At 54.4% G+C, this 23,625-nt stretch carries 17 protein-coding genes and 2 pseudogenes; 9 read left to right on the top strand and 10 right to left on the bottom strand.

Annotation, left to right across the window (positions count from 1 at the left end; genetic code table 11):
* The first annotated feature begins 4 nt into the window (after positions 1–4).
* Positions 5–1,513 carry a tripartite tricarboxylate transporter permease gene (locus LMS44_RS17100; RefSeq protein ID WP_022522305.1) on the top strand — a complete coding sequence of 503 codons (1,509 nt, stop codon included), beginning with the start codon at positions 5–7 and terminating at the stop codon, positions 1,511–1,513.
* A gap of 21 nt (positions 1,514–1,534) precedes the next feature.
* A complete protein-coding gene (locus LMS44_RS17095) occupies positions 1,535–2,545 on the top strand; it encodes an AbrB family transcriptional regulator (RefSeq protein ID WP_022522306.1) in 1,011 nt (336 codons plus the stop codon).
* On the opposite strand, the gene LMS44_RS17090 is transcribed toward LMS44_RS17095, so the two are convergent.
* The 6 genes from LMS44_RS17090 to LMS44_RS17065 form a co-directional block, all read right to left on the bottom strand.
* On the bottom strand, positions 2,538–3,917 hold the full coding sequence (locus tag LMS44_RS17090; RefSeq protein ID WP_022522307.1) for a sensor histidine kinase: 1,380 nt from the start codon (positions 3,915–3,917) through the stop codon (positions 2,538–2,540). The two genes, LMS44_RS17095 and LMS44_RS17090, sit on opposite strands and share 8 nt — an antisense overlap.
* Complete coding sequence (locus LMS44_RS17085; protein ID WP_022522308.1) at positions 3,910–4,611, bottom strand: response regulator transcription factor; 702 nt, start codon at positions 4,609–4,611, stop codon at positions 3,910–3,912. The genes LMS44_RS17090 and LMS44_RS17085 overlap by 8 nt, the downstream gene beginning before the upstream one ends.
* Before the next feature lie 14 nt (positions 4,612–4,625).
* Complete coding sequence (locus LMS44_RS17080; RefSeq protein ID WP_022522309.1) at positions 4,626–5,321, bottom strand: response regulator; 696 nt, start codon at positions 5,319–5,321, stop codon at positions 4,626–4,628.
* Positions 5,322–5,408: 87 nt separating this feature from the next.
* A complete protein-coding gene (locus LMS44_RS17075; RefSeq protein WP_009287362.1) occupies positions 5,409–6,815 on the bottom strand; it encodes an ATP-binding protein in 1,407 nt (468 codons plus the stop codon).
* Positions 6,815–9,937 carry an efflux RND transporter permease subunit gene (locus LMS44_RS17070; protein WP_022522310.1) on the bottom strand — a complete coding sequence of 1,041 codons (3,123 nt, stop codon included), beginning with the start codon at positions 9,935–9,937 and terminating at the stop codon, positions 6,815–6,817. Before LMS44_RS17070 ends, LMS44_RS17075 begins: the two co-directional genes overlap by 1 nt.
* The gene (locus tag LMS44_RS17065) at positions 9,934–11,148 is read right to left on the bottom strand and encodes an efflux RND transporter periplasmic adaptor subunit (RefSeq protein ID WP_138799887.1); all 1,215 of its coding nucleotides are present in this window, start codon (positions 11,146–11,148) and stop codon (positions 9,934–9,936) included. Before LMS44_RS17065 ends, LMS44_RS17070 begins: the two co-directional genes overlap by 4 nt.
* A 409-nt stretch (positions 11,149–11,557) precedes the next feature.
* Here LMS44_RS17065 and LMS44_RS17060 point away from each other — a divergent pair, with 409 nt between their 5' ends.
* Positions 11,558–12,148 (top strand): TetR/AcrR family transcriptional regulator, encoded by a 591-nt coding sequence (locus LMS44_RS17060; RefSeq protein WP_022522312.1) that lies wholly within the window; start codon positions 11,558–11,560, stop codon positions 12,146–12,148.
* 26 nt (positions 12,149–12,174) lie between these two features.
* Here the strand turns inward: LMS44_RS17060 and LMS44_RS17055 are convergent, their stop codons facing one another.
* Together LMS44_RS17055 and LMS44_RS17050 are read right to left on the bottom strand one after the other, a co-directional pair.
* Complete coding sequence (locus tag LMS44_RS17055) at positions 12,175–12,978, bottom strand: helix-turn-helix domain-containing protein (protein WP_022522313.1); 804 nt, start codon at positions 12,976–12,978, stop codon at positions 12,175–12,177.
* 108 nt (positions 12,979–13,086) lie between these two features.
* Positions 13,087–14,097 carry a zinc-binding alcohol dehydrogenase family protein gene (locus LMS44_RS17050; protein ID WP_022522314.1) on the bottom strand — a complete coding sequence of 337 codons (1,011 nt, stop codon included), beginning with the start codon at positions 14,095–14,097 and terminating at the stop codon, positions 13,087–13,089.
* 122 nt (positions 14,098–14,219) lie between these two features.
* Here LMS44_RS17050 and LMS44_RS17045 point away from each other — a divergent pair, with 122 nt between their 5' ends.
* Together LMS44_RS17045 and LMS44_RS17040 are read left to right on the top strand one after the other, a co-directional pair.
* The gene (locus LMS44_RS17045) at positions 14,220–15,104 is read left to right on the top strand and encodes a LysR family transcriptional regulator (protein WP_009287358.1); all 885 of its coding nucleotides are present in this window, start codon (positions 14,220–14,222) and stop codon (positions 15,102–15,104) included.
* A 117-nt stretch (positions 15,105–15,221) separates the two neighbouring features.
* On the top strand, positions 15,222–16,106 hold the full coding sequence (locus LMS44_RS17040) for an alpha/beta fold hydrolase (RefSeq protein WP_498945815.1): 885 nt from the start codon (positions 15,222–15,224) through the stop codon (positions 16,104–16,106).
* A gap of 61 nt (positions 16,107–16,167) precedes the next feature.
* Here the strand turns inward: LMS44_RS17040 and fabF are convergent.
* Positions 16,168–17,440 (bottom strand): annotated as a pseudogene (gene fabF, locus LMS44_RS17035) (beta-ketoacyl-ACP synthase II).
* Between the two features lie 231 nt (positions 17,441–17,671).
* Between fabF and LMS44_RS17030 the strand changes: the two are divergent.
* Together LMS44_RS17030 and LMS44_RS17025 are read left to right on the top strand one after the other, a co-directional pair.
* On the top strand, positions 17,672–18,313 hold the full coding sequence (locus LMS44_RS17030) for a TetR/AcrR family transcriptional regulator (RefSeq protein WP_498945813.1): 642 nt from the start codon (positions 17,672–17,674) through the stop codon (positions 18,311–18,313).
* Between the two features lie 172 nt (positions 18,314–18,485).
* Entirely contained in the window at positions 18,486–20,669 is a 2,184-nt protein-coding gene (locus LMS44_RS17025) for an OsmC domain/YcaO domain-containing protein (protein WP_498945811.1), read from the top strand.
* 79 nt (positions 20,670–20,748) lie between these two features.
* Here the strand turns inward: LMS44_RS17025 and LMS44_RS17020 are convergent, their stop codons facing one another.
* Positions 20,749–21,651, bottom strand: a complete 903-nt coding sequence (locus tag LMS44_RS17020; protein ID WP_027958057.1) for a LysR family transcriptional regulator — start codon at positions 21,649–21,651, stop codon at positions 20,749–20,751.
* A gap of 100 nt (positions 21,652–21,751) precedes the next feature.
* Here LMS44_RS17020 and LMS44_RS17015 point away from each other — a divergent pair, with 100 nt between their 5' ends.
* Positions 21,752–21,967, top strand: coding sequence for a DUF2798 domain-containing protein (locus LMS44_RS17015; protein WP_022522320.1), 216 nt, complete (start codon positions 21,752–21,754; stop codon positions 21,965–21,967).
* A gap of 185 nt (positions 21,968–22,152) precedes the next feature.
* Positions 22,153–23,615: pseudogene (locus LMS44_RS17010) on the top strand (alanine/glycine:cation symporter family protein).
* Positions 23,616–23,625 lie beyond the last annotated feature (10 nt).

The following is a 23,625-nucleotide window of genomic DNA, read 5'->3' as shown; positions in this document are numbered from 1 at the left end:
TACCATGATTGATTTTGGCGCAGTAGGGCAGAGTTTTGATCTGCTTTTTTCTAATTTTGGCCCTTGGTTGGTGGTAGTGCCGGGTATCGTGCTGGGGCTTATTTTTGGCGCAACGCCAGGCCTGCAGATATCAATGGCTATGGCCATTTTCCTGCCAATGACCATGTATATGGACTTTATTCAAGCCATGTTGTTCCTTACCGCTATTTTTACTGGCGGCTCATTTGGTGCCGGTATCCCAGCCATTCTGATGAATATTCCGGGAACCTCTTCGGCAATCGCTACCGCGTTTGATGGTTACCCCATGGCGCGAAAGGGGCAGCATAACCAGGCGTTAGGCGTCGCGTTAGCCTCCTCGGTGATTGGCGCGCTGATGGGCTACGTGGTGCTGTTCTTTATGATACAGCCGCTTTCCTACATGGTGCTGAGATTGGGGCCAGCAGAGATGTTTGTAGTGATTCTCTGGGGGATGACGCTGATTGCGAGCTTAAAAGGCGAACAGGTGCTTAAAGGCTTGATTGCAGGGTTTGTTGGCCTGTTAGTCGGGACGATTGGGTTTAGCGAAATCGGCTTGGCACGCGGTACGATGGGGCAGACTTACCTGTTGGACGGCGTCCCCGTCATTCCGGCCATGATGGGTATGTTTGCGGCCTCTGAGCTATTTAAGCTGGCCAACAAGGGCTTCATCGTTGAATCCGCCGATGCTCGTAAGGTCAAGGTGAGTGAGATCTTCGAAGGCTGCAGAATGGCGATGCGTTACCCTGTTGTGATGATTCGGGGTGGTTTGATCGGGGTGTTGGTCGGGGCGGTTCCTGGTGTGGGCTCATCCGTGTCTAACCTGCTCTCTTACATAGAAACTAAGCGCCGTGATCGGGATCCCGATTCATTTGGGAAAGGCAATCCGAAAGGGGTCGTGGCCTCTGAGGCGGCTAACAGCAGCTCCGAAGGGGGCTCGATGGCAACACTGCTGGCACTAGGGATTCCCGGCGGTGGCGCTACAGCGGTAATGTTAGCGGCGTTTGCTATGCATAACATCACTGGCGGCCCGCAGTTTATTCGCCAACAAACGGATGTGGTTTACGCGATTATCTTCGCTAACTTTGCCCAGGTGTTTCTACTGGTGATCATCGGCTTACTGTTTATTCCTCTCTTGGCCAATATCGTCAAAGTGCCCATGCGCTACTTGATACCTTCTGTGTTGGTGCTGGCGGTAATGGGGTCATTCGGGCTAACCGGCAATATGACTGGGCCCGCTACGGTGCTGGTGTTTGCGGTGATCGGTTGGATATTTCGCCACTATGGCTACTCCGTACCCGCTGCCGTGATCGGCATGCTACTGGGCTCGCTGGCTGAAAAATCGCTACTTCACTCCTACCAAATCAGTGGTGGCGACATCACGTACGTTTTTGAGCGCCCAGTAACGCTGGCTATTTTTGCCTTACTGCTTATCTCACTATTTAGCCAGCCACTAATGAAGCGCCTTAAAGCGCGTCAAGAGGCTGCTCAACTATGATTCCTGAATTCAGAATTTGAAATGTTGAAAAAAACTGTCATTACCGTTGGCTTGGGTTTTGTGGGTGGCTGGTTTGCCACCCTTTTTTCATTGCCCTTGGCTTGGATGCTTGGTTCTCTGTTTATGGTGATGGGCTTATCACTGGTGGGGGTGAAAACAGGTGTCGATAAGCGCGTACACCGCACCGCCATCGCACTGCTAGGGCTATTTATCGGGAGTCGAATCCAAGCAGATGAGCTCGTAGGATTGGTTTTGTGGTACCCCAGTGTGCTGGCAATGCTGGTTTATATGGGACTAATGCTGATCGGCGGGTTCTGGATTTTTAACCGAGCAAGAGTAGGGCGGATGAATGCTATTTTTTGCTCGTATCCAGGGAGTATGAATTCAGCGCTGGTGCTGGCTGAACGTGCAAATGGAGATTTACGTTGGATCGCCATCTCTCACTCACTACGCTTAGTCACCGTGGTCTCGGGTGCGGCTTTCGTGGCGAGTTTTTTTGTTGATGATGTAGCGCTTGCCAGTTCACCATCAGCGCTAGCCTTAGTCGATATTTTGCCTCTGTTATTGGCACCACTGTGTTGGTGGTTAGCGCGCTTATTAAGAATTCCTCTGCCTGAGTTTTTAGGGCCCATGGCCGCAGGGGCCATTATTGCTAATCTTGGATTTGATTACTCCCTGCCGACCGGGGTAGTGCTTGCAGCCTTTCTGGTGCTGGGGGCTTCTGTAGGCTCGCGTTTTTCAGGGACTCAGTGGTCGCAGGTAGTCAGCATGGGGCGCTATGGGATTACTTTTGCCCTATTTGCGTTGGTGTTAGCGGCGCTCATGGCGTGGTTGGTTTCAAGTTTTACCCAACTAGCCTTCGTTGCTGTCCTGCTTGCGTTAATTCCTGGTGGAGTAGGAGAAATGGCGGTGATCGCCATGGTGATGGGTATCGACCCAGTCTATGTTGTTTCTCACCACATACTGCGCCTACTGCTATTGATCTTTATGACCCCGCTAATGCTGCGAATAGTCAATCAGCCGCTTAAATAGCGGGGAAAGTCACCGAGACCTCAAAGCCGCCCTGGGGCCGATTCGTTAACGCCAGTCGGGCAGAGTGCGTCGTGGCAATTTGTTCCACAATGGCCAGCCCTAATCCGCTTCCAGGCGTATGTTTGTTGTGGCGGAAAAAGCGTTCCGTCAATTTGGAAAGCTGCGCTTCCTCCACGCCGGTACCCTCATCGCTAACCGTTAACGTTACTTGGCGCGTGTCAGCCGTTAGTGCAACGGTTATAACGCCTCTATAGGCCATGCTGCCACCCGCATGCACGCTGGCATTTTCGATGAGATTGGTCACCAACCAGCGCAGCATAATGGGGTCGCCCAAAATGTTAGGTATTGCTTTATGTTGATCAAAGGCGAGTTCTTGGTTCTGTTTATAAATATTAGGGGCAGTCTGGGCACAGGCATCATGGCAAATGGCGATTAAATCGACACTTTCGAGATGAGACGTATCGACTAATTCACTGCGTGTTTTGGCGTATTTAAGCAGTTGCTTAACGGTATGGCTGGCATGTTCAGCGATGCGTTGAATCTCTCGCAGGCTAGTATGAGCGGGTGAGTGCGAGGGGTCTTTAAGCGACATTTCCGTTAAAGCGCGAATTTCTGAGACAGGTGTTCTAAGTTGATGCGAGACATCGGCATTGAGCTGCTGAGTGCTTTCAATACTGCGCCGCATACGCTGCATTAAATGATTAATACTCTGGATTAGCGGCAGGATCTCTTTTGGGGCTGCATCATCCAATGCATGCAAGTCATTCGGTGAACGTTGTCGCAAGGCTTGGCTAACCGCGTTAAGAGGTGCTAACCCAAGGTGAATGGCTAAAAGTGCAATTGAAATTGCTAGTAATCCTGTAACGACCATTAATCCTGTGAGCGTTATCATGAAGTCGTTGGTAAGGGTGTGGCGGGCTTCCTTTGATTCGGCGACGACGACTTCAATGTCTACCGGTTCGCCTCCGCGCCGGAACGGAAGGGTGAGCGCAACAGCTCTTAAAGCATTGCCCGCATAATCTACATCATAAAAAATTGGCTCGTGCGACGTTTGGGGTGGATCTGTCAAACCGCTAAAGCCTGCGATTATGTCTCCGTCATTTTCTTTAATGCGATAGAAAATTTTTCCTTCACCTCTGCTGCCAAGTGTACTGATGCTGAAATAGTGCATATTGATGCGTAGCTCACCATCCGCTGTGTAAATTCGACGCTCCAGTCTCTGAGCTGCATTAAGTAGCAGGTCATCAAAGGTGGCATTAATTTGGCGAGACAGCAGCAGGTGACTAGAGATCAATGCCAAGATCGCGAGGGCGGTGAAAGGCAGTCCAATCCATAAAAGCAGCCGACTGCGGATCGATTGGCGTTTATTCATAGCCAGGGGCTTTCACGTCTTTAGGTTCGTAGTCTTTAGATTCCAGGTAATAGCCCAGGCCGCGTACCGTTTTTAAGCCGAAATCGTAGCCAATTTTTTTACGAATCCGGGAGATGTAAGTTTCCACTGCGGCGTAGCTGACCGACTCATCGGAGGTAGATAGTCGGTCGATAATTTGATCCTTATTAACGAGGCGATTTTGGTTTATCAGCAGGTACTCCATGACTTCTAACTCGCGGCGATGCAACAGCAAGGGTTTGCCATCAAGCCGAAGCTCCATGGCATCAGGTAAAAACTCTAAGCGCCCACACTGCAGCGTTTCTCCGCCAAAGTGCTTGGCACGCCGCACTAACGCACGGGCACGTGCAGTAACTTCTTCCAACGAAAAAGGCTTGCATAGATAGTCGTCTGCGCCCACTTCAAGACCATGTATGCGCTGATCCAGGCTGTCGCGTGCCGAAATAATCAAGACAGGGATCGTATCCTGCTGGTGGCGTAATGTGCGTAGTAAGGAGATGCCATCCAATTCAGGCAGGCCAAGATCCAACACCAACAGGTCGTATCCGCCCTGTTCAAGCATATGGAGTGCTTTTCTGCCATCGTCGGCGACATCAATGCTAAAGGCAGCCTCGCTAAGTGTGGCTGCAATAGAGTTGGCTAAATTAACGTTGTCTTCTACTACAAGCGCCTTCATAAGCAGTCCTGTTGTTATCCCTCCGGCTGGTACTTATACCCTACGCCATAGACAGAACGGATGATCTCCAGCTCTGGAAGCGCTTCGTGGATCTTCTTGCGCAGCTTTTTGATGTGGCTGTCCACGGTGCGCTCCGAGACGATGCGGTTGTCGCGATACATGTGATCCATCAGCTGCTCGCGGCTGAAAATCCGGCCCGGCGCCTGCATCATTACCCGCAATAGTTGGAACTCCACCGCCGTTAGGCCTAAATCCTGCCCATGGGCGAGCGCCTGCCAGCCATCTTCGTTTAATACCACCGGTGCGTTTTGCACCTCGGCTGGGGCATCGGCCGCCGCTTGGCTGCGGCGTAGTACCGCTTTGACCCGTGCGACGACTTCCCGGGGGCTAAACGGCTTGCAAATATAGTCGTCGGCACCTAGTTCCAGCCCTAGCAAGCGGTCGACCTCTTCTACCTTGGCGGTGACCATGATGATGGCAATGGCAGGCCACTGCTGACGTATTTCCCGGCTGAGGGTGAGGCCATCTTTGCCTGGCAGCATGATATCGAGGAGTACCAACGCAGGGGAGTGCTGCTCCAGCCACGGTATCACCTCATCGCCATGGCCCAGGGTGGTTACCTCAAAACCGTGGGTGGTTAAGTAGTCCGTCATTAGGCGGGCAATCTTCGGTTCATCCTCAACAATCAGTAAAGAGGCAGCATGAGACATAAAGGTAGACTCGCTTAACAGTGAACGTGAAAGCAGGGCGTAACGGTTCTTGTACTATCAGTTTTGGTGATACTAATCCCGGAAATATTAATCAGCAGCCAACAGCGGAAAACGTAGCGTCCAGCGTAGCCCACCTAGCGTTGAGCTAGAGGGCGTCAGCGTTGCGCCGTGGGCATTAACCAGGGCGCTGGCAATTGAAAGTCCTAAACCGCTGCCACCACTGGCACGGCTGCGCGAGCCTTCAACGCGATAGAGCCGCTCGGTCAAACGGGCTAATTCACCTTCCGGCACGCCTGGCGTACTGTCTTCCCAGATGACTACGGCCATTCCCTGCTGAGCGGTAAGCGTGACGCGTAGCTCTCCCGGCGGCTGGGTATAGGCGCAGCTGTTATCCAACAGGTTGTTCCACAGCTGGCGCAGGCGTTGGGCATCGCCACGAATCATAATGCCAGGCTCGATCTGTTCGGTCAGCGTTAAACCGCTTTCGACTAACCAGCGGTCGGCGTCGGACAGGCGGCTGGCAAGGCAGTCGCTAAGATCCATCGGCGCCAGCTGAATATCCAGCGCGCCAGCATCGCTTTGCGATAGCAAGCGTAAATCCGCCACTAAACGCTCTAGCTGCCCCACTTCCTGGGCGAGGGAGCTAAGGTTCTCCTGATTCAATGGACGAATCCCATCCTGCATGGCTTCGATTTCGCCGCGCAGCACCGCCAGCGGCGTGCGCAGCTCGTGGGCGGTATCAGAAACCCAGCGGGCGCGGGCATCGCGGCTGGCCTCCAGCGTTGCCGCCAATACGTTGAAGTCGCGTGCCAGGCGCGATAGCTCATCGCGACCGCGTTCAGGCAGTCGAGTGCGATAGTCGCCCTCGGTAAGCCGCAGCGTGGCGCCCGCCAGTGCCCGAGTGCGTCGCCCCAGCCACCAGGAGAGCCCGCCTGCCAGTAGCAGTGAGGCAACGCAGAGTGATATCACGATAAGCACCAAGTTACGCTGTTGGCGCTCAAGGAAGCGGCTCTCCATACGCTCCATCATTTCTCGGGGCGGCCGAAAACCCAGCGAGCCGATATCGGTATCGCCGCTGCGAAGGGTTAGCCAATGCCAACTGCCCGAACCTTCGCGCCCGCTCCTGGGGAGCACCACAAAACGGCCATCCGCTGCGCGCAGGGTGAAGTCCCGCGCCTCACCGAGTGGCGAAGGGCGGTCACTATGCTCCTGACCCAGTTCAAAGCGGACAATATACGGCCAGCGTTCCGGTGACTGCTCCAGCCATCCCCAGCTCTGCTGGGTTTCCCAGCGAGTCACGAGGCCGTCAGCCAGCAGTGTGGCACGGCGTTCCTGGGCCTGGTTGAGGTAGTCGAGAAAGCCGCGGTCAATACTGTACGAGACAGCAAGAAACATACTCGCTGAGATCGCTACATTGACGCTGAGAATAATCACGAACAGCTTGAGCCCCAGCCGAGAGGGGCGCCATTGACGTATGGCTGTGAGCAAGGCCATCAGTGGGCTCCTTCTTCTTGGCTAGGGTTTTTATCTAGTGTCGGTTGGCGTGGCGCGCTGAGCCGCTCGCGAACATTCTCCATGCCTAAATAGAGGCAGGGCACCAGGATCAGCAGTATCACTGTGGCGAAAAGCATACCGAAGCCGAGCGAGATCGCCATGGGGATCATAAAGCGCGCTTGTCTGGACGTTTCCAAGATCATCGGTGCCAGACCTAGAAAGGTCGTCAGCGTGGTCATCATTATCGGGCGTAAGCGGCGGGTGGCTGCTGCCACAATGGCTTCCCGGGCGGCCATGCCCTCACGGCGTTTGCGATTGGCGTAATCAATCAGCACCAAGGCGTCGTTAATGACCACGCCTGAGAGCGCCAGCATACCCAGCAGGCTAATGATGGATAGCCCGAAGCCCATGATCATATGTCCAGCGACGGCACCAACAATGCCAAAGGGGATCGCGGCCAGCACCAGCAGTGGTTGTAGGTAGCTTCTAAACGGGATCGCCAGCAGTGCATAGAGCGCGGCAATCATTAACCACATGGAAGTTCTTAGCGTGGCTAAATTGTCGGCGGTATCCTGCTGACGGCCACCCATGCTGACTTCCAACCCCGGCCAGGTCGCTTCCAGACTGGGAAACTCCTCTTCCTGGAGCGTGGCGAGCACTTGATTGATGGCCACATCGCTTTCCGAGTCAGCGGTAACGGTAATAATCCGCCGCCCGTTAATGCGTTCAAGGCTGCTAGAGGCTTGGCTGATGGTAATGTCGGCCACTCGCGATAGCGGTACACTCAGCCCATCAGGTGTGCGCACCGGCATGCGGTAGAGCTCATTCAAACTGTCGCGGTTGTCGGTGGGTAAACGTACCTCAACGCTGATTTCGCTGCGCCCCACGTACTGTTCAAGCGCGGTGGCGCCCTGGAGTGGCCCGCGCAGGGCTTGGGCTAGATTATTACCCGTGAGCCCCAAGGCGCGGCCTTCGGCAGAAAGACGCATTTCTAACTGCGGTTTACCGTCACCAAGGCCGCTGTCGATATCTGTGAGGCCATAGCCGCCCAGCGTTTCCGCTAAGCGTTCGGCGGCGGCTTCCAGCACCTGAGTATCCGGGTGCGAAAGACGTAGGCTGAGTGCCGCGCCGCTACCGGGCCCGCCGACATCGGCTTCAAAACGAACCGACTGGGCGCCGAGTAAATCGCCGGTGAGATCACGCCACTCCCGGGCGATACGCGAGGGTGGCCACGCTTCCAGGCTCTCGCTGGCAATATCCAAACGCACTTCCAAACTTTCGCCATCTAAGCGGCTGCGTGAGCTGCTGAAGCTAAGTGTCTCTTCGCGCTCGCTGAGGGCATCGGCGGCGTCGAGCAACTGTTGGCTAAGCTCGCGGCTAACGTTGATATTGCTACCAATGGGCAGGGTGACCGTGGCCTGCACCTGATCCGATTCGACCCGTGGCATCAGGGAAAAGCCCAAACGCCCACTCATCGCCCAGGAGAGCGCGATCAACAGAATCGCGATGCCCAGCGAAATACTCAGCAGGCGCTGATTGAGGGCGCGTTGCAGGAACGGTTCGAACTGGTGATAAGTAAAGTGGTGCAGGCCCCCCTGAAGGCGCTGGCGCAGTGCTTCAAGGGGACGCTGCCACGCCGGGGTTTGGCGCGGTTTGCGACTATGCGCCAGGTGAGCGGGTAGAATCACCAAGGCTTCCAGCCAGGAAATCAAGAATACCGTCACCACCACTACCGGCACGGTGGCAAAAATCAGTCCCAAAAAGCCGGGTAAAAATAGCAGCGGCAGGAAGGCGACGATATTGGACAGAATCGCAAAGGTTAGCGGCGTGGCAATTTCGCTGGCACCTTTGACCGCCGCATCGCGCAGTGAGTAACCCTCTTCCCGGTAGCTGTAGATATTCTCACCAACGATAATGGCGTCATCTACCACGATCCCCAGGGCGATAATAAAGGCGAACATCGACATCATATTGAGCGAGACGCCGATCCAGGGCAGAAACAGCATGGCACCCAGGAACGCCGTTGGAATGCCCAGGGTGACCCAGAACGCCAACCGCGCTTCCAAAAATAGCGCCATGAGTACCAATACCAGCGCTAGCCCCATCCAGGCGTTTTTTAACAGCAGGCTAAGACGATCTTCGTAAACTTCTGAGCTGTCGCGGGAAATATCCAGGCTGACGCCTTCTGGCATACCTGCGCGTAGGCGCTCAAGCTCACCGTTGACCGCTTCCGAAATACTGGTCGGGGTTTGATCACCAATCTGGTAAACATCCACAGAGAGACCGGGCTGGCCGTTATAAAACTCCTCTCGGTCGGTTTCGGCAAAGCCATCGCTGACTCTGGCGATCTCGCCCAGGGTAATCGGCGCCCCCTGGGTGCTGGTCAGAATCGGCAGCTCGGCAAAGGCCTCGGCACTGTTACGCCGTCCCTGATAGCGAATCAGCCATTCACCTTCTTCCGTAGTGAGCTGGCCACTAGCAAGATCAAGGGCTTCTTCGGCAATGCGGTTGGCAAGTTCCTGGTGATCAAGGCCATAGCGCTCGATGGCCTCTTCGTCCAAGTGGACTTGAATCTCTCGCTCGCGGTTGCCGGATAGCTCCGCACGGGAGATGCCGGAAGTGGCTTGCAGTTCACCGCGTACATCTTCGGCCGCGTTGTGCAGTGCTTCCAGACCGACTTGGCCGTAAACCTGTAGGCTCAACACGCTGCGGGAGCGCCCCGCGAGGGTAAAGCGGGGTGGATCGGCAGCGCTGGGTAGGGTTGTGATGGCGTTCACCGCCTGCTGGATATCCTGATAGGCGCGCATCACATCCACACCATCAATCAGCGTTGCGTAGACGCTGGCGCTGCCTTCACTGGCCGTCGCGGTCAGCTCGTCGATGCCCTCTACATCGGCAATCGCGGCTTCCACCGGTAGCAGCAGGCTCTGTTCCACATCCTCTGGTGTGGCGCCAGGGTAGCTGATAGTGACTTGCACAACTTCGATGTCGAATTCAGGGAACACTTCCTTCTTAATCGCTAGCGACGCCATTAGGCCGCCGACGATAAACAGCACCATCAATAAGTTGGGGGCTACCCCGTGATCTACCATCCAAGCCAATGGGCCGCGTGGTACCTTCATGATTCATCTCCCGGTCCATCTCCTGCTTGAGCCGGGGTGTCGTTGGGGTGACGAATGCGCACTAGCTGGCCTTCTCTGGGCTGGGCCAAGCCCGCGGTGACGACCTGCTGGCCGGTTTCCAAGCCGCCACGAATCAAAGCATCATCTTCCCCGCGATAAGCCAGGGTGACCGGCGTTCGGCGTAAACGATTCTCTTCATCTACCCGCCACGCTACGTCACCCGGGCGGAGAGCCGCAGAAGGTAGTGAAATAAGCTGCTCCTGAATAGCCGGTTGAAAAGAGGCGCGCAGGACATCGCCCAGGCGCAGGGCAGGGCCGTCGGTCTCTAGGGCGAGCGGGTCGTTAACCGCAATCAACAGCTGTGCCTGCAGGCCATTCTCTTCAAGGCTGGGTAGCATTGAGACCAGGAGTCCTTCGCGTGTGGCGCCTTCGGGCCAGCCGCGGCTGGTTAACGTAACGCTGCTGCCCGATTCCAGCCACTCCGTCCACTCGCTGGGAAGCGAAGCGCGCACCCAAAACTGCTCAACGCCCACCAAGTGGACTACTTCTGTACCCTGGCTGAGCAGGCTGCCGGCGCCGACCAGGCGCTCTTGTACCATGGCCCGCCAGGGAGCAGTGAGAGTGGCGCGTTCCACATTCAGCGCCGCTTGGTCGCGGGCCACTCGTGCTTGGGTGACTTGGGCCTGTGCTTGGCGCAGCTGCGGTTCGCGTAGTACCAGTGACCGCCGCTCTGCTGAGAGCTGACGACCAAAAGATTCGTACTCGCTGCGGGCGCGTTGCTGCTCCGCCTGCTCTAGCGCCAGCTGCGCTTGAGCATTGGACAACTGCGCCTCAGCATCTTCAAGGCTCAGGGCCAAGTCGGCTTGGTCTATATAGGCTACAGGGGCCTGCTGCTCGACCACCTGACCGGGCACAACGTTATCAGCAAAACGCTCCAATTGGCCCGCTACTCGGCTGGCCAGCATCGTCTCCTGCTCTGCTTCAACACGCCCAAAAGCGTACAGGTTGGGTGCCTGGGAACTGGCATTCACCGTGACAACGTCTACCACACTAGGCAGAGGCTCTGGCGGTGGGGTACGCTCTATACGCGGTGGTTGAGTAATGATCCACCAAGCAAGGGCCAATGTGGTAATAAGAATCAATAATGCGACCACAGCACCCAAACGAATGCGGCCATGTTGATTCGTAGCGTAATAGCGAGAAAGAGTCATTACCGCGCGTCATCCATTGGGAGCGAAAATTCCAGAAAAATAAGCGTATGATGCTAGGGTTTGTACGAAAAGTCGCCGAGCGAAGGCTAGATAAGGCAAAAATCAACGAAAAAAGGATCGGATTCGCGTGCGAATTTACGGGTGTAAATGAACATTTTGATCGGACTCGGGCACGAGTTGATTTTTAACGCCGTATTGGCGAGCGCAGGCAGTTTTCGTACAAAGCCCAGCATCGCGCATTGTTAAGCAGCCATTAGTCAAAAAATGTGCAAATAACATGCAATTGCCACTTAACCAGGCTTTCTTACAGCTAGATTTTCTTACAATTGGGTTCTCTTACAAATTGGCTTTCATTCACTTGGCTTTCTCTCACTTGAAAGCAATAGACTGACTGGTCTACTTTAGGCATATGAAAAATACTGCAACGCGCGACAAATTAATCGATAGCGGCGCCCAGCTGATTAGTCAGCAAGGCTACAACGCAACGGGCATTAATGCCGTTTTAAAAACCTGCGGTGTGCCTAAAGGCTCTTTCTATCACTACTTTTCCAGCAAAGAAGATTTCGGGTTGGCGGTGATCGAGCGTTTTGCCGCCAGCTATGATGAAACGTTGATGGCGCTGCTGGAAGATAATGACACGCCGCCGCTTGAGCGTCTAAAACGTTACTTCGCGGCTGGCCGTGAGCATATGCACGAGTGCGACCACGCCACGGGCTGTTTGATTGGCAACCTTGGCCAAGAGCTTTCGGGGCAGAGCGATACCTTCCGCGATGCGCTAAATCTAGTCTTTCAGCGCTGGGAGCAGCGTTTTGTGCGCTGCCTGGAAGATGCCCAGGCGCGGGGAGATATTGCCACCCATTCGCCCCCAGAAGCGCTAGCCAGCTTTATTCTTACCGGCTGGGAAGGCGCTATTCTACGCGCCAAGACGTTGAAATCCGTCGAGCCCATGGAACACTTTGAAAAGATTCTGTTCCAGCAAGTGCTGGTGCCTTCCTCTTAACGCTTACCTACTTAAACATCCGTGCTCTAGTGACGAGCTCTGAAGTGATGCTCATCAGCGGCCACATCGTTTCGAGTGGCGGCTATTAGAGCGTCATCAAGTGAAGGGTCGTCCAGTGTTATTAAACCGCACTGTGCCAGCGCTTCGCGCAGGCTGACCTGTTCATCCAGGCGTTGATACACCACCCGCACACAGCAGGGCATGCGTTCACTGTTATCCGCCACGCCTATTTTTAAGCCGGTCAAACGCGTTACTTGGCTCTGAAAACTCGGAAACAGAATCGTCTGAGTGATTTCATGGCCGTTAAGGGTTTCGTGGTCGACCAAAAAGAGTCGATCAGCAAGCTTAACCGCGGTACCTACATAACGATTGTGACACGGGCGGGAGCCGGGCGTGGTCTGCATCCGCTCGGTGCGCTGATAGACCACGCCACCTTCCCGTGCTTCCAGGCACACCAAAGTTCGCATTAACTGCCCCGGTCGCGACATTGAGTGATAAAGCTCAAAGTAACGGCCAATATAGCGCTCCATGCCTTCGCTGCCGCGCTGAACCAGCGCGTTAGGCCAAGGCAGCGTTGCTGGGGTTGCTTCTCTATTGAGCTGGCCGGTTTGTACCAGAGCACGAAAATCATGATGGGGTAGCGCGATATCCTCAGTGGTGACGCCGAAAAAGTGGCAAATGCGCTGAAGAGCGGCGTGGCTGGGGCGGTAGCGCCCACTCAGGTAGCGGTTAAACTGAGCACGGTTGATCGTTAAACGCCGACAAACCTCTGCAATAGACGGGTAGTAGCTGCAGAGCAGGCGCAGGTTGGCCACAAAATCGTCATGCATGGGGTGACTCGATTCTCTTGGTGTCGTGGCTGCCTAATGTGATGGTTCACGCCTCAGAGTGCAACGGCCTTGTGCCAGGGCCGTCGCGCCCATTAAGCAATTTTTTGTTTAAAAACCTTCCAAGACCAGTTTGCCGATCGTGCGGTTGCTCTCAATAAGTGCGTGCGCGCGTTTTAGATTCTCAGCATTAATGGGGCCTAACACCTCGCCTAAGGTGGTTGTTAGCCTTCCATCATCGACCATGGCTGCCACTTCTGTGAGCAGATCGTGCTGCTTGGCAAGATCGTCGGTGGTGAATAACGGGCGGGTAAACATCAGCTCCCAATGCAGCGAAAGGCTTTTCACTTTGAGCTTCCGCACATCGATCAGTTCCGGGTCATCAATCAGTGCCAATTTGCCCTGAGGCTTAAGGGCTTCAACAATGGCCTCAAAGTGGTGATCGGTTTGGTTAAGGCTGATCACCATATCCACCCCGTCAAAGCCTGCCACTTTAAGCGCCTGATCAAGTGGTTGGTGGTGGTCAATCACTGCGTCCGCGCCTAGCGACTTCACCCAGGATTGGCTTTCGGGCCGAGACGCCGTACCAATAACAGTAATATCGGTGAGCTGTTTGGCAAGTTGCACAAGGATTGAGCCCACGCCCCCCGCTGCGCCAATCACCAACAGGCTTTTGCCTTGGGTATCGCGCATGCCCAGCTCTAGCCGGTCAAACAGCAGTTCCCAAGCGGTAATGGCGGTTAATGGAAGCGCAGCGGCTTCAGTGTCAGAAAGGCTTTTTGGCGCTAGGCTGGCGATGCGCTCATCGACCAGTTGAAACTCGGCGTTAGAGCCTTGGCGAGCAACGTTACCCGCATACCACACCCGGTCACCTGGCTGAAAACGCGTAACGGCGCTGCCAACGGCATCCACAATGCCCACAGCATCGTACCCAAGTACGCGCGGCTCGCCGGTTTTCGGCAAGGCGCTGTTGCGCACTTTGGCATCAACGGGGTTTACGGAAATGGCGCTAACCGCAACACGAATATCGTGGGCTTCTGGTGTTGGGATCGGTAACTCAATCTCTTGAAGTGCATCAGGATGATCAATAGGCAGACTTTGGGTAAAGGCAATCGCTTTCATAATGGGGAGTCTCGTGAGTTGTCGTTGCGCCATCATGCCTGGATGTTGTTTTGCTAAAAAGAGGGGTAATCTTGCTAACAGTTTCTAATAAATTTTGAAGATAGCAGGCGCCAGGGGGTCTAATGCGTGTCGATGATCTAAAAGTGCTGACCTATGCCGCCGAGTACGGCAGCCTTTCTGCCGCTGCGCGGGAGTTAGCGATTACTCCAGCGGTGGCCAGTGTGGCCATCAAACGTTTGGAAGACGCGCTAGGCACACGGCTATTGGTGCGCTCTACCCGCAGTTTGCGGCTAACCACCGCGGGCGCACACTACCTTGTGCACGCTAAAGCGGCGCTCAATGCTCTCAACCAAGGCGAGAAAGAACTTCACCGCGAGCGCCAAGAGATCGCTGGAGAGCTCAGTCTTGCCATGCCTTCCGACCTGGGTCGCAATGTGCTGCTGGGCTGGTTGGACACCTTTATGGCCCAGCACCCGCAGTTGCATTTACGCCTGCGAGTAAGTGACCGCGTGAGTGACCTGTTCCGCCAACCCGTAGAAATCGCCCTGCGATACGGCGTTCCAGAAGACTCCAGCCTCGTCGCATTGCCGCTTAAAAGCGATAACTATCGCGTGGTATGTGCCTCTCCAGACTATATTACGCGTCATGGCAGTCCTGCTTACCCCGACGATTTACACCAGCACAACTGTCTGTGTTTCGTGCTTGGCGAACGTGTTCATAACCAGTGGAAGTTTGGGAGTGACAACATCAACGTAAAAGGCAATCGGGTGAGCGACGATGCCGATTGTGTGCGGCGCTGGGCATTGGCTGGCGAGGGCATTGCTTACAAGTCACGGCTAGACGTTGAAGAAGATCTTCGCAATGGTCGCCTAGTGGCAATGCTGGAGGAGTTTCCCTGCGAGCCAACGCCGCTTTACCTTGTGTGCCCTCATCGCCTTTCATTGACGCCTGCCGTGATAGCGTTAAAAGACTTTCTTATTCAGCAGTTAAAAGGTTACAGCCGCTAGCGACTGAGGTCAGGGTTTAACATCAACTTGTATTGCGAATCACTGATATAGGCGTTTATAAAAGGGTTACGCGATTACGTTGTGTTAGTTACATTGCCAGCAGACCAGGAGAACACCATGTTTCATGGGTTTGAAAAACAAACGCGCCACGTTAATGGCGTCGAGATCGCTTTTCGAATGGGTGGCAGAGGCCCGGCACTGCTACTGCTTCATGGCCACCCTCAGACCCACGTGATTTGGCACAAAGTAGCAGAAGAACTTGCCCAACATTTCACCGTTATCGCCGCGGATCTGCGCGGATACGGTGACAGCAGTAAACCCGACGATGATCCTGAGCATCTAAATTACTCCAAGCGCGCTATGGCGCAGGATATGGCTGAGCTAATGAGCGCGCTGGGTTTCGTGCGTTTTAAAGTGCTGGCCCATGATCGCGGCGCGCGGGTCGCCCACCGTTTAGGTGTTGACCACGCTGAACGCGTAGAGCGCATGGTGCTATTGGATATCGCCCCGACGCTTGCCATGTATCGCGGCACCAACGAGGCCTTTGCACGCAGTTACTGGCACTGGTTCTTCTTGATTCGGCCTCAGCCGCTGCCGGAAATGCTGATCCAGAGCGATCCCGCCCAATATCTGAAAAGCGTAATGGGTGCCCGCAGTGCCGGTATGGAGCCTTTCTCCTCAGAAGCCCTGGCCGAATATGAGCGCTGCTTGTCGCTCCCCGGTACCGCCACCGGCATTTGCGGCGACTACCGCGCCAGCGCCACGATTGATTTAGCGCACGATCAGGCAGATATCGACGCGGGTGTAAAACTCACCTGCCCGATAAAAGTGATGTGGGGCGCTGAAGGCGCTATTGAAGCCTGCTTCGATGCTTTAAGCGAGTGGCAAAAAGTCGCCACCGATGTAGACGGCAAAGCGCTGCCTTGCGGCCACTACATCGCTGAGGAAGTTCCCAAAATGCTGCTTGAGGAAGCGCTGTCGTTTCTATGCAAGAAAGGATGACAATAGTGTTTAGATAAACCGATCATAGCCTGGCGGCAGATCGGTTTATTTATTTCCGTCTTTAACGCTCGATACTGCTAACAATAAGCGCCGCATTGACGCCACCAAAACCGAATCCGTTGCACAATACATGCTTAGTGATGTGCTTATGATGAGTCGCCGTGACGAAGGTTAAATCCTGCATATCATCATCGCAGTGCTCAAGATTGATGGTGGGCGGAAGTTGCTGCGTATTGGCTGCCAATACAGAGAAAATACTCTCTATGCCCCCTGCTGCGCCTAAGAGATGGCCTGTGGCGGCTTTCGTTGCCGAAATAGGAATGGCGGGCAAGCGCTCACCGAATACATTACGCAATGAGGCAATTTCAGCCCGGTCGCCAACGGGTGTCGAGGTGGCGTGGGCATTGATGTGGTCAATAGCATCAGTAGATAGGTTCGCCATGCCTAGCGCCGCTTGAATCGCTGCTGCTGCGCCAGCCCCATCTTTTGGGCCTGCCGTTAGATGATAGGCATCTGCGCTGGTGCCGTAGCCGCTAATCACCGCTAACGGCGTTGCACCCCGCGCGACTGCATGCTCAAGCGTTTCGATCACCATAACGCCAGCGCCTTCTCCCATCACAAAACCGTTACGGGCTTTATCAAAGGGTCTGGACGCGCGTTCAGGGTTGTCTGCTTCTGTGGAAACGGCCTTTAGAGCGTTAAAGCTGGCCAGTGAAAGCGGGTCAATACATGCCTCGGCGCCGCCGACGAGGGCTACATCGGCTTCTCCATTGCGTATGATGCGCATACCGTCGCCAATCGCCTGTAGACCTGCCGCGCAAGCCGTTACTGGGCACCCCAGTGGGCCTTGAAAACCATAGCGAATGGACAGATTGCCCGCAGCCAAATTGGCTAGAAAGGCGGGCACCGTGAAGGGGGAAAGTTTGCGATAGCCTCGCTCGGCAAGGGTTTTTTGGGCTTGAGTAATGGTAGGGAAGCCGCCAATGCCGGAACCAATAATGGTGGCCGTTCTGCGTTTCTGAGCCTGCTCAACGGGAAACCAGTTGGCCTGTGACAGTGCCTCTTTGGCTGCCGCCAATGCGTAGAGGCTGAACAAGTCCATTTTGCGCTGCTCTTTGGGATCGGCTATCTCATCCAGGTCAATACCGCCGCTGGGGTCTTGGTTAATGCTAGGCACCACCCCAGCAATTTTGATCGGGATATTGCTGGTGTCAAAGCGGTCAATGGTGCTGATGCCAGACTGGCCGTCAACCAGTCGCTGCCAACTTGTGTTTGACGCTGTTGCCTAGCGGGCTGACCATACCCATGCCAGTAATCACGATAGGTGAGTGCATAGTGACTCCTGAGTTATTGATATGGTCACCCTAGCAATGGGCAATATATGATCAAGATAATATTTAGGCTTTGTACGAAAACTGCCTGCGCTCGACAATACTGCGTTAAAAATCGCCTCGAAATGCTCATTTACACCCCGTAAACTCTGCTTTCTCGTTGATTTTTGCCTTGTCTAGTCTTCGCTCGCCGACTTTTCGTACAAACCCTAGCTGACGTATGACGAGGTAGATATGCCTTATCCCAAGAGCCATAAATCGAAAACCAAAGAGCGCATTTTGGCTTCGGCGACGGAGCTATTCAGCCGCAATGGGTTTCAAAAGGTATCGATTGGCCAGATCATGAAGCTAGCCAAGATGACGCATGGCGCTTTTTATGCACATTTCGCTTCCAAAGAGGCCCTTTACAATGAGTCTGTTCGCCTGACCATTGATAACAGCCGGGCGGCTAGGCTGGTAAAAGGGCCGCTTTCGTTACAACACCTGACCGAATTAGTCGCCAACTACTGCAATCTCCAGGAGCTGGAAGCTAAGCATAAGCCGGGGCCTGAAGCGGTACTGTTCAACGAAATAGGCAGTGAAAAAGCAGAAATCCGCACCCTGTTTGAAGCGTCATATATGAGTATGAAAAAGATGCTTGAAACGCGATTGATAGCGCTGAGTAAGCTGAAAAAACTCCCCTTTGCCGATGACCGCAAGGCGATTGCTGATAAATCCCGGGTCATATTGGCCTCCTTGGTAGGGGCCGTCGCCATTGCCAAAAGTTTGCCGGGGGAGGTGGAGCGAAAGCAGGTGTTGGTAGCCACACAACGCCAGATTTTGCTGATGCTCGGGGTCAGCGAAGCTGAGGCGGAGCGTATGATGCAAGCTCAATAGTGCGTGAAGAGAACCCCGAGTTGCTGCTGTAGTAAGAACAACCTTTTTTGCACGACATGTGGTAGATGATTTGGGAGACTGACCAAGACGAAGCGGGTAAAAAACTGGATAATGGGCCGCAATTCGCCTACTGCCCACTGCTAGGCAAACTCATTGCTCCGGATGCCCGCTCATGGAAATCAAAGTTAACTATCTCGACAACCTCCGCCTGGAGGCCAAGTTCGACGATTTTACGGTTACCTCCGACCAGCCGATTCGCTATAAAGGTGACGGCTCGGCACCGGGGCCGTTTGACTACTTCCTGGCATCGTCTGCCATGTGTGCGGCCTACTTTGTAAAGGTGTACTGCAACGCCCGCGATATTCCTACCGAAAATATTCGTCTTTCCCAGAATAATATCGTCGATCCGGAAGATCGCTATAAGCAGATTTTCAAAATCCAGGTCGAGCTGCCTGAAGATATTTCTGAAAAAGACCGTCAGGGCATTCTGCGCTCCATTGACCGCTGCACGGTCAAGAAAGTGGTGCAAACTGGCCCTGATTTCCAAATCGAGACGGTAGAAAACATCGATGAGGACGCCCAGGCGCTGCTGATGGGCGCGCCGGAAGGCGGCAGTACCTACATCGAAGGTAAAGACCTGCCGCTGGAGCAGACCATTGCCAATATGAGCGCGATCCTTGCTGACCTGGGCATGAAGATCGAAATCGCCTCCTGGCGTAATATCGTGCCTCATGTTTGGTCACTGCATATTCGCGATGCGGCCTCCCCCATGTGCTTTACCAACGGCAAAGGCGCGACCAAAGAGAGTGCGCTGTGTTCGGCGTTGGGCGAGTTTATCGAACGTCTGAGCTGCAACTTCTTCTATAACGACCAGTTCTTTGGCGAAGAGATGGCGGGCAGCGCCTTTGTTCACTACCCCAATGAGAAGTGGTTCAAGCCGGGCCCGAACGATGAACTGCCTGCGGAAATCCTCGACGAGCACTGCTTGGCGATCTATAACCCGGAAGGCGAGCTGTGCGGCTCAAACCTGATCGATACCAACTCGGGTCGCGAAGACCGGGGCATTGTCTCGCTGCCTTATGTGCGTCAATCCGATGGCGAAACGGTTTACTTTCCTTCCAACCTGATCGAAAACCTGTTCCTGAGTAACGGCATGAGCGCGGGCAATACCCTAGTAGAAGCTCAGGTACAGTGCCTCTCGGAAATCTTTGAGCGGGCGGTAAAACGGGAAATCCTCGAGCAGGAGTTGGCTCTGCCGGATGTGCCGCAGGAGGTGCTGGCGAAATACCCCAGCATTGTCGAAGGTATTAACGCTTTGGAAGCTCAAGGCTTTCCGGTGTTGGTGAAAGATGCCTCCATGGGCGGGCAGTTCCCGGTCATGTGCGTGACCTTGATGAACCCGCGCACCGGCGGCGTGTTTGCTTCCTTTGGCGCCCACCCAAGCTTTGAAGTAGCGCTGGAGCGCAGCTTGACCGAGCTGCTCCAAGGCCGCAGCTTCGAGGGCTTGAATGATCTGCCGCTACCCACCTTTAATTCGCAAACGGTTGCCGAGCCGAACAACTTCGTTGAGCACTTTATCGACTCGGTGGGCGTGGTCTCATGGCGCTTCTTTAGCGCCAAGTCTGATTTTGAGTTCAGCGAGTGGGACTTCTCCGGCAGCAACGAGGAAGAAGCCGAGACGCTGTTCGGTATCTTTGAAGAGCTGGGTGCCGAAGTGTATATGGCGGTACACGAAGACCTGGGAGCACCGGTGTGCCGTATCCTTGTGCCGGGCTACTCCGAAGTTTACCCCATCGAAGATCTGATCTGGGATAACACCAATAAGGCGCTGGATTACCGCGAAGATATTCTCAACCTGCACCGCCTCGACGACGATCAGCTCACCGACCTTGTCGAACGGCTGGAAGAGAGCCAGATGGATGACCACGCCGATATCATCACCCTGATTGGTATCGAGTTTGATGAAAACACCGAGTGGGGCCAACTGACCATTCTAGAACTGAAATTGCTGGTCTACCTGGCGCTTGGCCGTCACGAAGAAGCGCTGGACTGTGGGCAGATGTTCCTGCAGTACAACGACAACACCGTCGAGCGCGGCTTGTTTTACCAGGCAGTGAACGCGGTGCTGGAAATAGTGCTGGATGATGAGCTGGCGCTCGAAGACTATCTGTACAACTTCCAGCGCATGTTCGGTGAAGCCACCATGGTGGCTGTTGTTGGCTCGGTGAATGGGGAAGTGCGCTTCCACGGCCTAACGCCCACTAACATGCAGTTAGAAGGCCTAGAGCGCCACCAGCGCTTGATTGAAAGCTATAAAAAGCTCCACGCTGCTCGGGCGGCAAAAGCGGGCATCTAAGCATTATCCAAAAATGATGGTCGTTAACTGCTGGCGTTATGGCGCCAGTAGAGAAGCCAGTTTGCTCCGTACAGTCGGTCTAATCAGCAGAGTGGAACCAGGATTGGTGACTGAGGAATTCGATTAACTCGCTGCGAAACAGCTTGGCCCGCGCTGAAAGGCTTCGCCGGTAGGGCCATACCAGGAAAATTTCCCTGTTGAGCCCCTGCCACTCAGGCAGTACTCGGATTAACTCCCCCGTTTGTAGGCTGTTGGCCACCATGCTGGTAGGCATCAAGGAAACGCCGGCGCCCGATTGGGTGAGATTCAGCACAATACTCATGTCGTTACTGATGTGAAAATGGCTTTTGCGGCAAGTGTACTGACTGCCTTCCCTGTGCGTGAGATGCCAGTCGCTAAACATTTTGGCGGCCACGCTGGGGCACGCTTCTAACTCATCAATCTTACTGGGAAGAGGATGCATCATGGTGGGTGATGCCACCAATATGAGCTCTATATAGCCCAGGTATTTCTGGATCAGCGTATCGTCTTTTTGTGGCCCAGAGCGTAGTGCAATATCCGCTTGTTGGCCGCGAATGTCGGCTACGTTGTTGTCCAGCTCGATGGTCAGCGAAATCTCAGGGTAGCGATGGATAAAGTGACGCCAAAATGCATCTAGCGGCCCGCTGCCCAAATTGACCGGCGCCATAATTTTCAACGGCCCGCTTAGGCTATGCAGCGTTTGATCCAGATCCAAAATGCGCTGATCTAGTGCGAGCACCAATTCCTCACATTCGCGGTAGTAGGATTCGCCGTGAGGCGTCAACGTCAACCCCTTGGTTGAGCGATAGAGCAACTCAACGCCTAGCGTGGCTTCTAATGCGCTTATACGCCTCGACACGGTGGCAATAGTCATCTTCAACGATGCCGCCGCAGCCGTGAGACTGCGTTGATTAGCGGCCACGATAAAGATATTTAGGTCATCTAACGAGGGTTTTCGCATTTTGCAATTTTGTAAAATTGATTCTCATATATTGGCATATATTACCGTTATAGATGTTTGTTAATCTACCTGCACTTATACATCATCCTTAGGTACTCTCATGAAACATAGAATTATCTTCGCTATTCTCATGTCGTTTACGCTATCGCTAATTATGTCTGCCTGGGTGACCTACGTGAATATCGGCATGCATGCTGATTTTGTTGGCATCTGGATGCACGCTTGGTTTCTTGCCTGGCCAGCCGCTGGGATCATTGCGTTTATCAGCGGCCCCTTTATCCATAAGTTAGCCCACCGCATTGCCGAGAAGGTCTGACGGCTTGCCTGATGCACTATGGTGCACCCACTGATGCAGCGAGTGCACACAACTGCACCGCTGCGCCAAATTTAATCCTGCCCCACACTTGGTAAAACGTTCTCCGCGGCGCGAATTCCACAAGCGCGATAACAAACGACGCGAATTCAAACATAACGCTAATACAAAAACGCGGAGAGAATCACATGCTCGATATGCTCAATGACCTCCTGTGGGGGAAGGTTCTACTAGTGCTGCTGGTGGGCGTTGGCATCGGTTTTACCGTTGCGTCCCGCTTTGTGCAGTTTCGTTATTTCGGTGAGATGTTTCGCATCCTCGGTTCCGGCCAAGCCTTTAAGCGCAATAAACACGGCCATTTAAGCTCGTTTCAGGCGCTGGTGCTCTCAGTGGCTGGGCGCGTTGGTGGTGGCAACATCGCCGGCGTAGCGGTTGCGATTACCTTGGGTGGCCCAGGGGCGATTTTTTGGATGTGGTTGGTGGGTTTAATGGGTATGGCCACCAGCTTTTTGGAATGCACCCTGGCACAGACCTATAAGAAGCCGAAGGTGACGGCACCTATCGCGGCGGCCCCGCGTACTACATTGTTAAAGGGCTGGGTAAGCAGTGGCGCTGGCTGGCAGCGTTCTACTCGGTACTGCTGCTGTTGACCTTCGGATTTGCCTTTACCGCACTGCAATCCTATGCGGTGGCAACCTCTTTCGGCGATGCTTTTGGCGTACCGGTGTTGTATAGCGGCATTGCTCTGGCGATGTTGGTAGGGCTGATTATTTTCGGCGGTATTAAGCGTATTGCACGTATTTCCGAGGTTTTGGTGCCCTTTATGGCGGTGAGCTATATCGCCATTGCACTGCTGGTCATCGCCATGAATATTACGGAAATACCTGGCGTGATTGTGCTGATTGTAAAGAGCGCTTTCGGCCTTGAACCACTGATTGGTGGCGGTATTGGCGCGGCAATTATGATGGGCCTGAAGCGTGGCCTGTTCTCTAATGAAGCGGGCTTGGGTAGTGCGCCAAACGTCGCGGCGGTGGCCTATGTGCCGCACCCTGCCAACCAGGGCATCGTGCAGGCGTTTTCGGTATTTATCGATACCGTGATTATCTGTTCCGCCACGGCGTTTGTGATTCTGCTCAGCGGTGCTTATGACCCGACCGTAGGTGCTGGTGTTGAAGGCATTGCCCTGACCCAGGCAGCGCTGGCCGGCCATGTGGGCGAATGGGGCCGCACTTTTGTCAGTTTGGCACTGTTGCTGTTTGCGTTTAGCACCATTCTCTACAACTACTACTTGGGTGAGAACAGCCTCAACTTCTTTAGCCGCGACAACCAGAACCTGTTTAACGCCTTCCGCGTTGCCATCGTGCTGTTGGTTTGCTGGGGCGCGACCACTGATTTGGGCACCGTGTTCGGCTTTGCTGATGTCACCATGGGGCTGCTCGCCGTGGTCAACCTGATTGCGCTGATCATGCTGTTCAAGTGCGGCCTGCGCATTTTGAAGGACTTCGATGGTCAGCGTCGGCAGGGCATCAAACAGCCGATTTTTGACGCTAACCAGCACCCAGATCTTGACCTGGATCCAAAAGCCTGGGAGCTAGAGCCTGAAGAGGCCGAAGCGTTAAAGCAGCGCCTGGAAGGCGTGCCTGCGAAGTAAGTATTTATTT

The sequence above is a fragment of the Halomonas profundus genome, from assembly GCF_020865425.1.
Taxonomy (GTDB): domain Bacteria; phylum Pseudomonadota; class Gammaproteobacteria; order Pseudomonadales; family Halomonadaceae; genus Vreelandella; species Vreelandella titanicae.
This window is presented reverse-complemented; position numbering and strand designations above follow the sequence as displayed.

Bases quoted from the DNA above. Each gene is read 5' to 3' on its own strand.
- LMS44_RS17100 (WP_022522305.1), top strand. From the start codon at position 5: ATGATTGATTTTGGCGCAGTAGGGCAGAGTTTTGATCTGCTTTTTTCT.
- LMS44_RS17095 (WP_022522306.1), top strand. From the start codon at position 1,535: ATGTTGAAAAAAACTGTCATTACCGTTGGCTTGGGTTTTGTGGGTGGC.
- LMS44_RS17090 (WP_022522307.1), bottom strand. From the start codon at position 3,917: ATGAATAAACGCCAATCGATCCGCAGTCGGCTGCTTTTATGGATTGGA.
- LMS44_RS17085 (WP_022522308.1), bottom strand. From the start codon at position 4,611: ATGAAGGCGCTTGTAGTAGAAGACAACGTTAATTTAGCCAACTCTATT.
- LMS44_RS17080 (WP_022522309.1), bottom strand. From the start codon at position 5,321: ATGTCTCATGCTGCCTCTTTACTGATTGTTGAGGATGAACCGAAGATT.
- LMS44_RS17075 (WP_009287362.1), bottom strand. From the start codon at position 6,815: ATGGCCTTGCTCACAGCCATACGTCAATGGCGCCCCTCTCGGCTGGGG.
- LMS44_RS17070 (WP_022522310.1), bottom strand. From the start codon at position 9,937: ATGAAGGTACCACGCGGCCCATTGGCTTGGATGGTAGATCACGGGGTA.
- LMS44_RS17065 (WP_138799887.1), bottom strand. From the start codon at position 11,148: ATGACTCTTTCTCGCTATTACGCTACGAATCAACATGGCCGCATTCGT.
- LMS44_RS17060 (WP_022522312.1), top strand. From the start codon at position 11,558: ATGAAAAATACTGCAACGCGCGACAAATTAATCGATAGCGGCGCCCAG.
- LMS44_RS17055 (WP_022522313.1), bottom strand. From the start codon at position 12,978: ATGCATGACGATTTTGTGGCCAACCTGCGCCTGCTCTGCAGCTACTAC.
- LMS44_RS17050 (WP_022522314.1), bottom strand. From the start codon at position 14,097: ATGAAAGCGATTGCCTTTACCCAAAGTCTGCCTATTGATCATCCTGAT.
- LMS44_RS17045 (WP_009287358.1), top strand. From the start codon at position 14,220: ATGCGTGTCGATGATCTAAAAGTGCTGACCTATGCCGCCGAGTACGGC.
- LMS44_RS17040 (WP_498945815.1), top strand. From the start codon at position 15,222: ATGTTTCATGGGTTTGAAAAACAAACGCGCCACGTTAATGGCGTCGAG.
- LMS44_RS17030 (WP_498945813.1), top strand. From the start codon at position 17,672: ATGCCTTATCCCAAGAGCCATAAATCGAAAACCAAAGAGCGCATTTTG.
- LMS44_RS17025 (WP_498945811.1), top strand. From the start codon at position 18,486: ATGGAAATCAAAGTTAACTATCTCGACAACCTCCGCCTGGAGGCCAAG.
- LMS44_RS17020 (WP_027958057.1), bottom strand. From the start codon at position 21,651: ATGCGAAAACCCTCGTTAGATGACCTAAATATCTTTATCGTGGCCGCT.
- LMS44_RS17015 (WP_022522320.1), top strand. From the start codon at position 21,752: ATGAAACATAGAATTATCTTCGCTATTCTCATGTCGTTTACGCTATCG.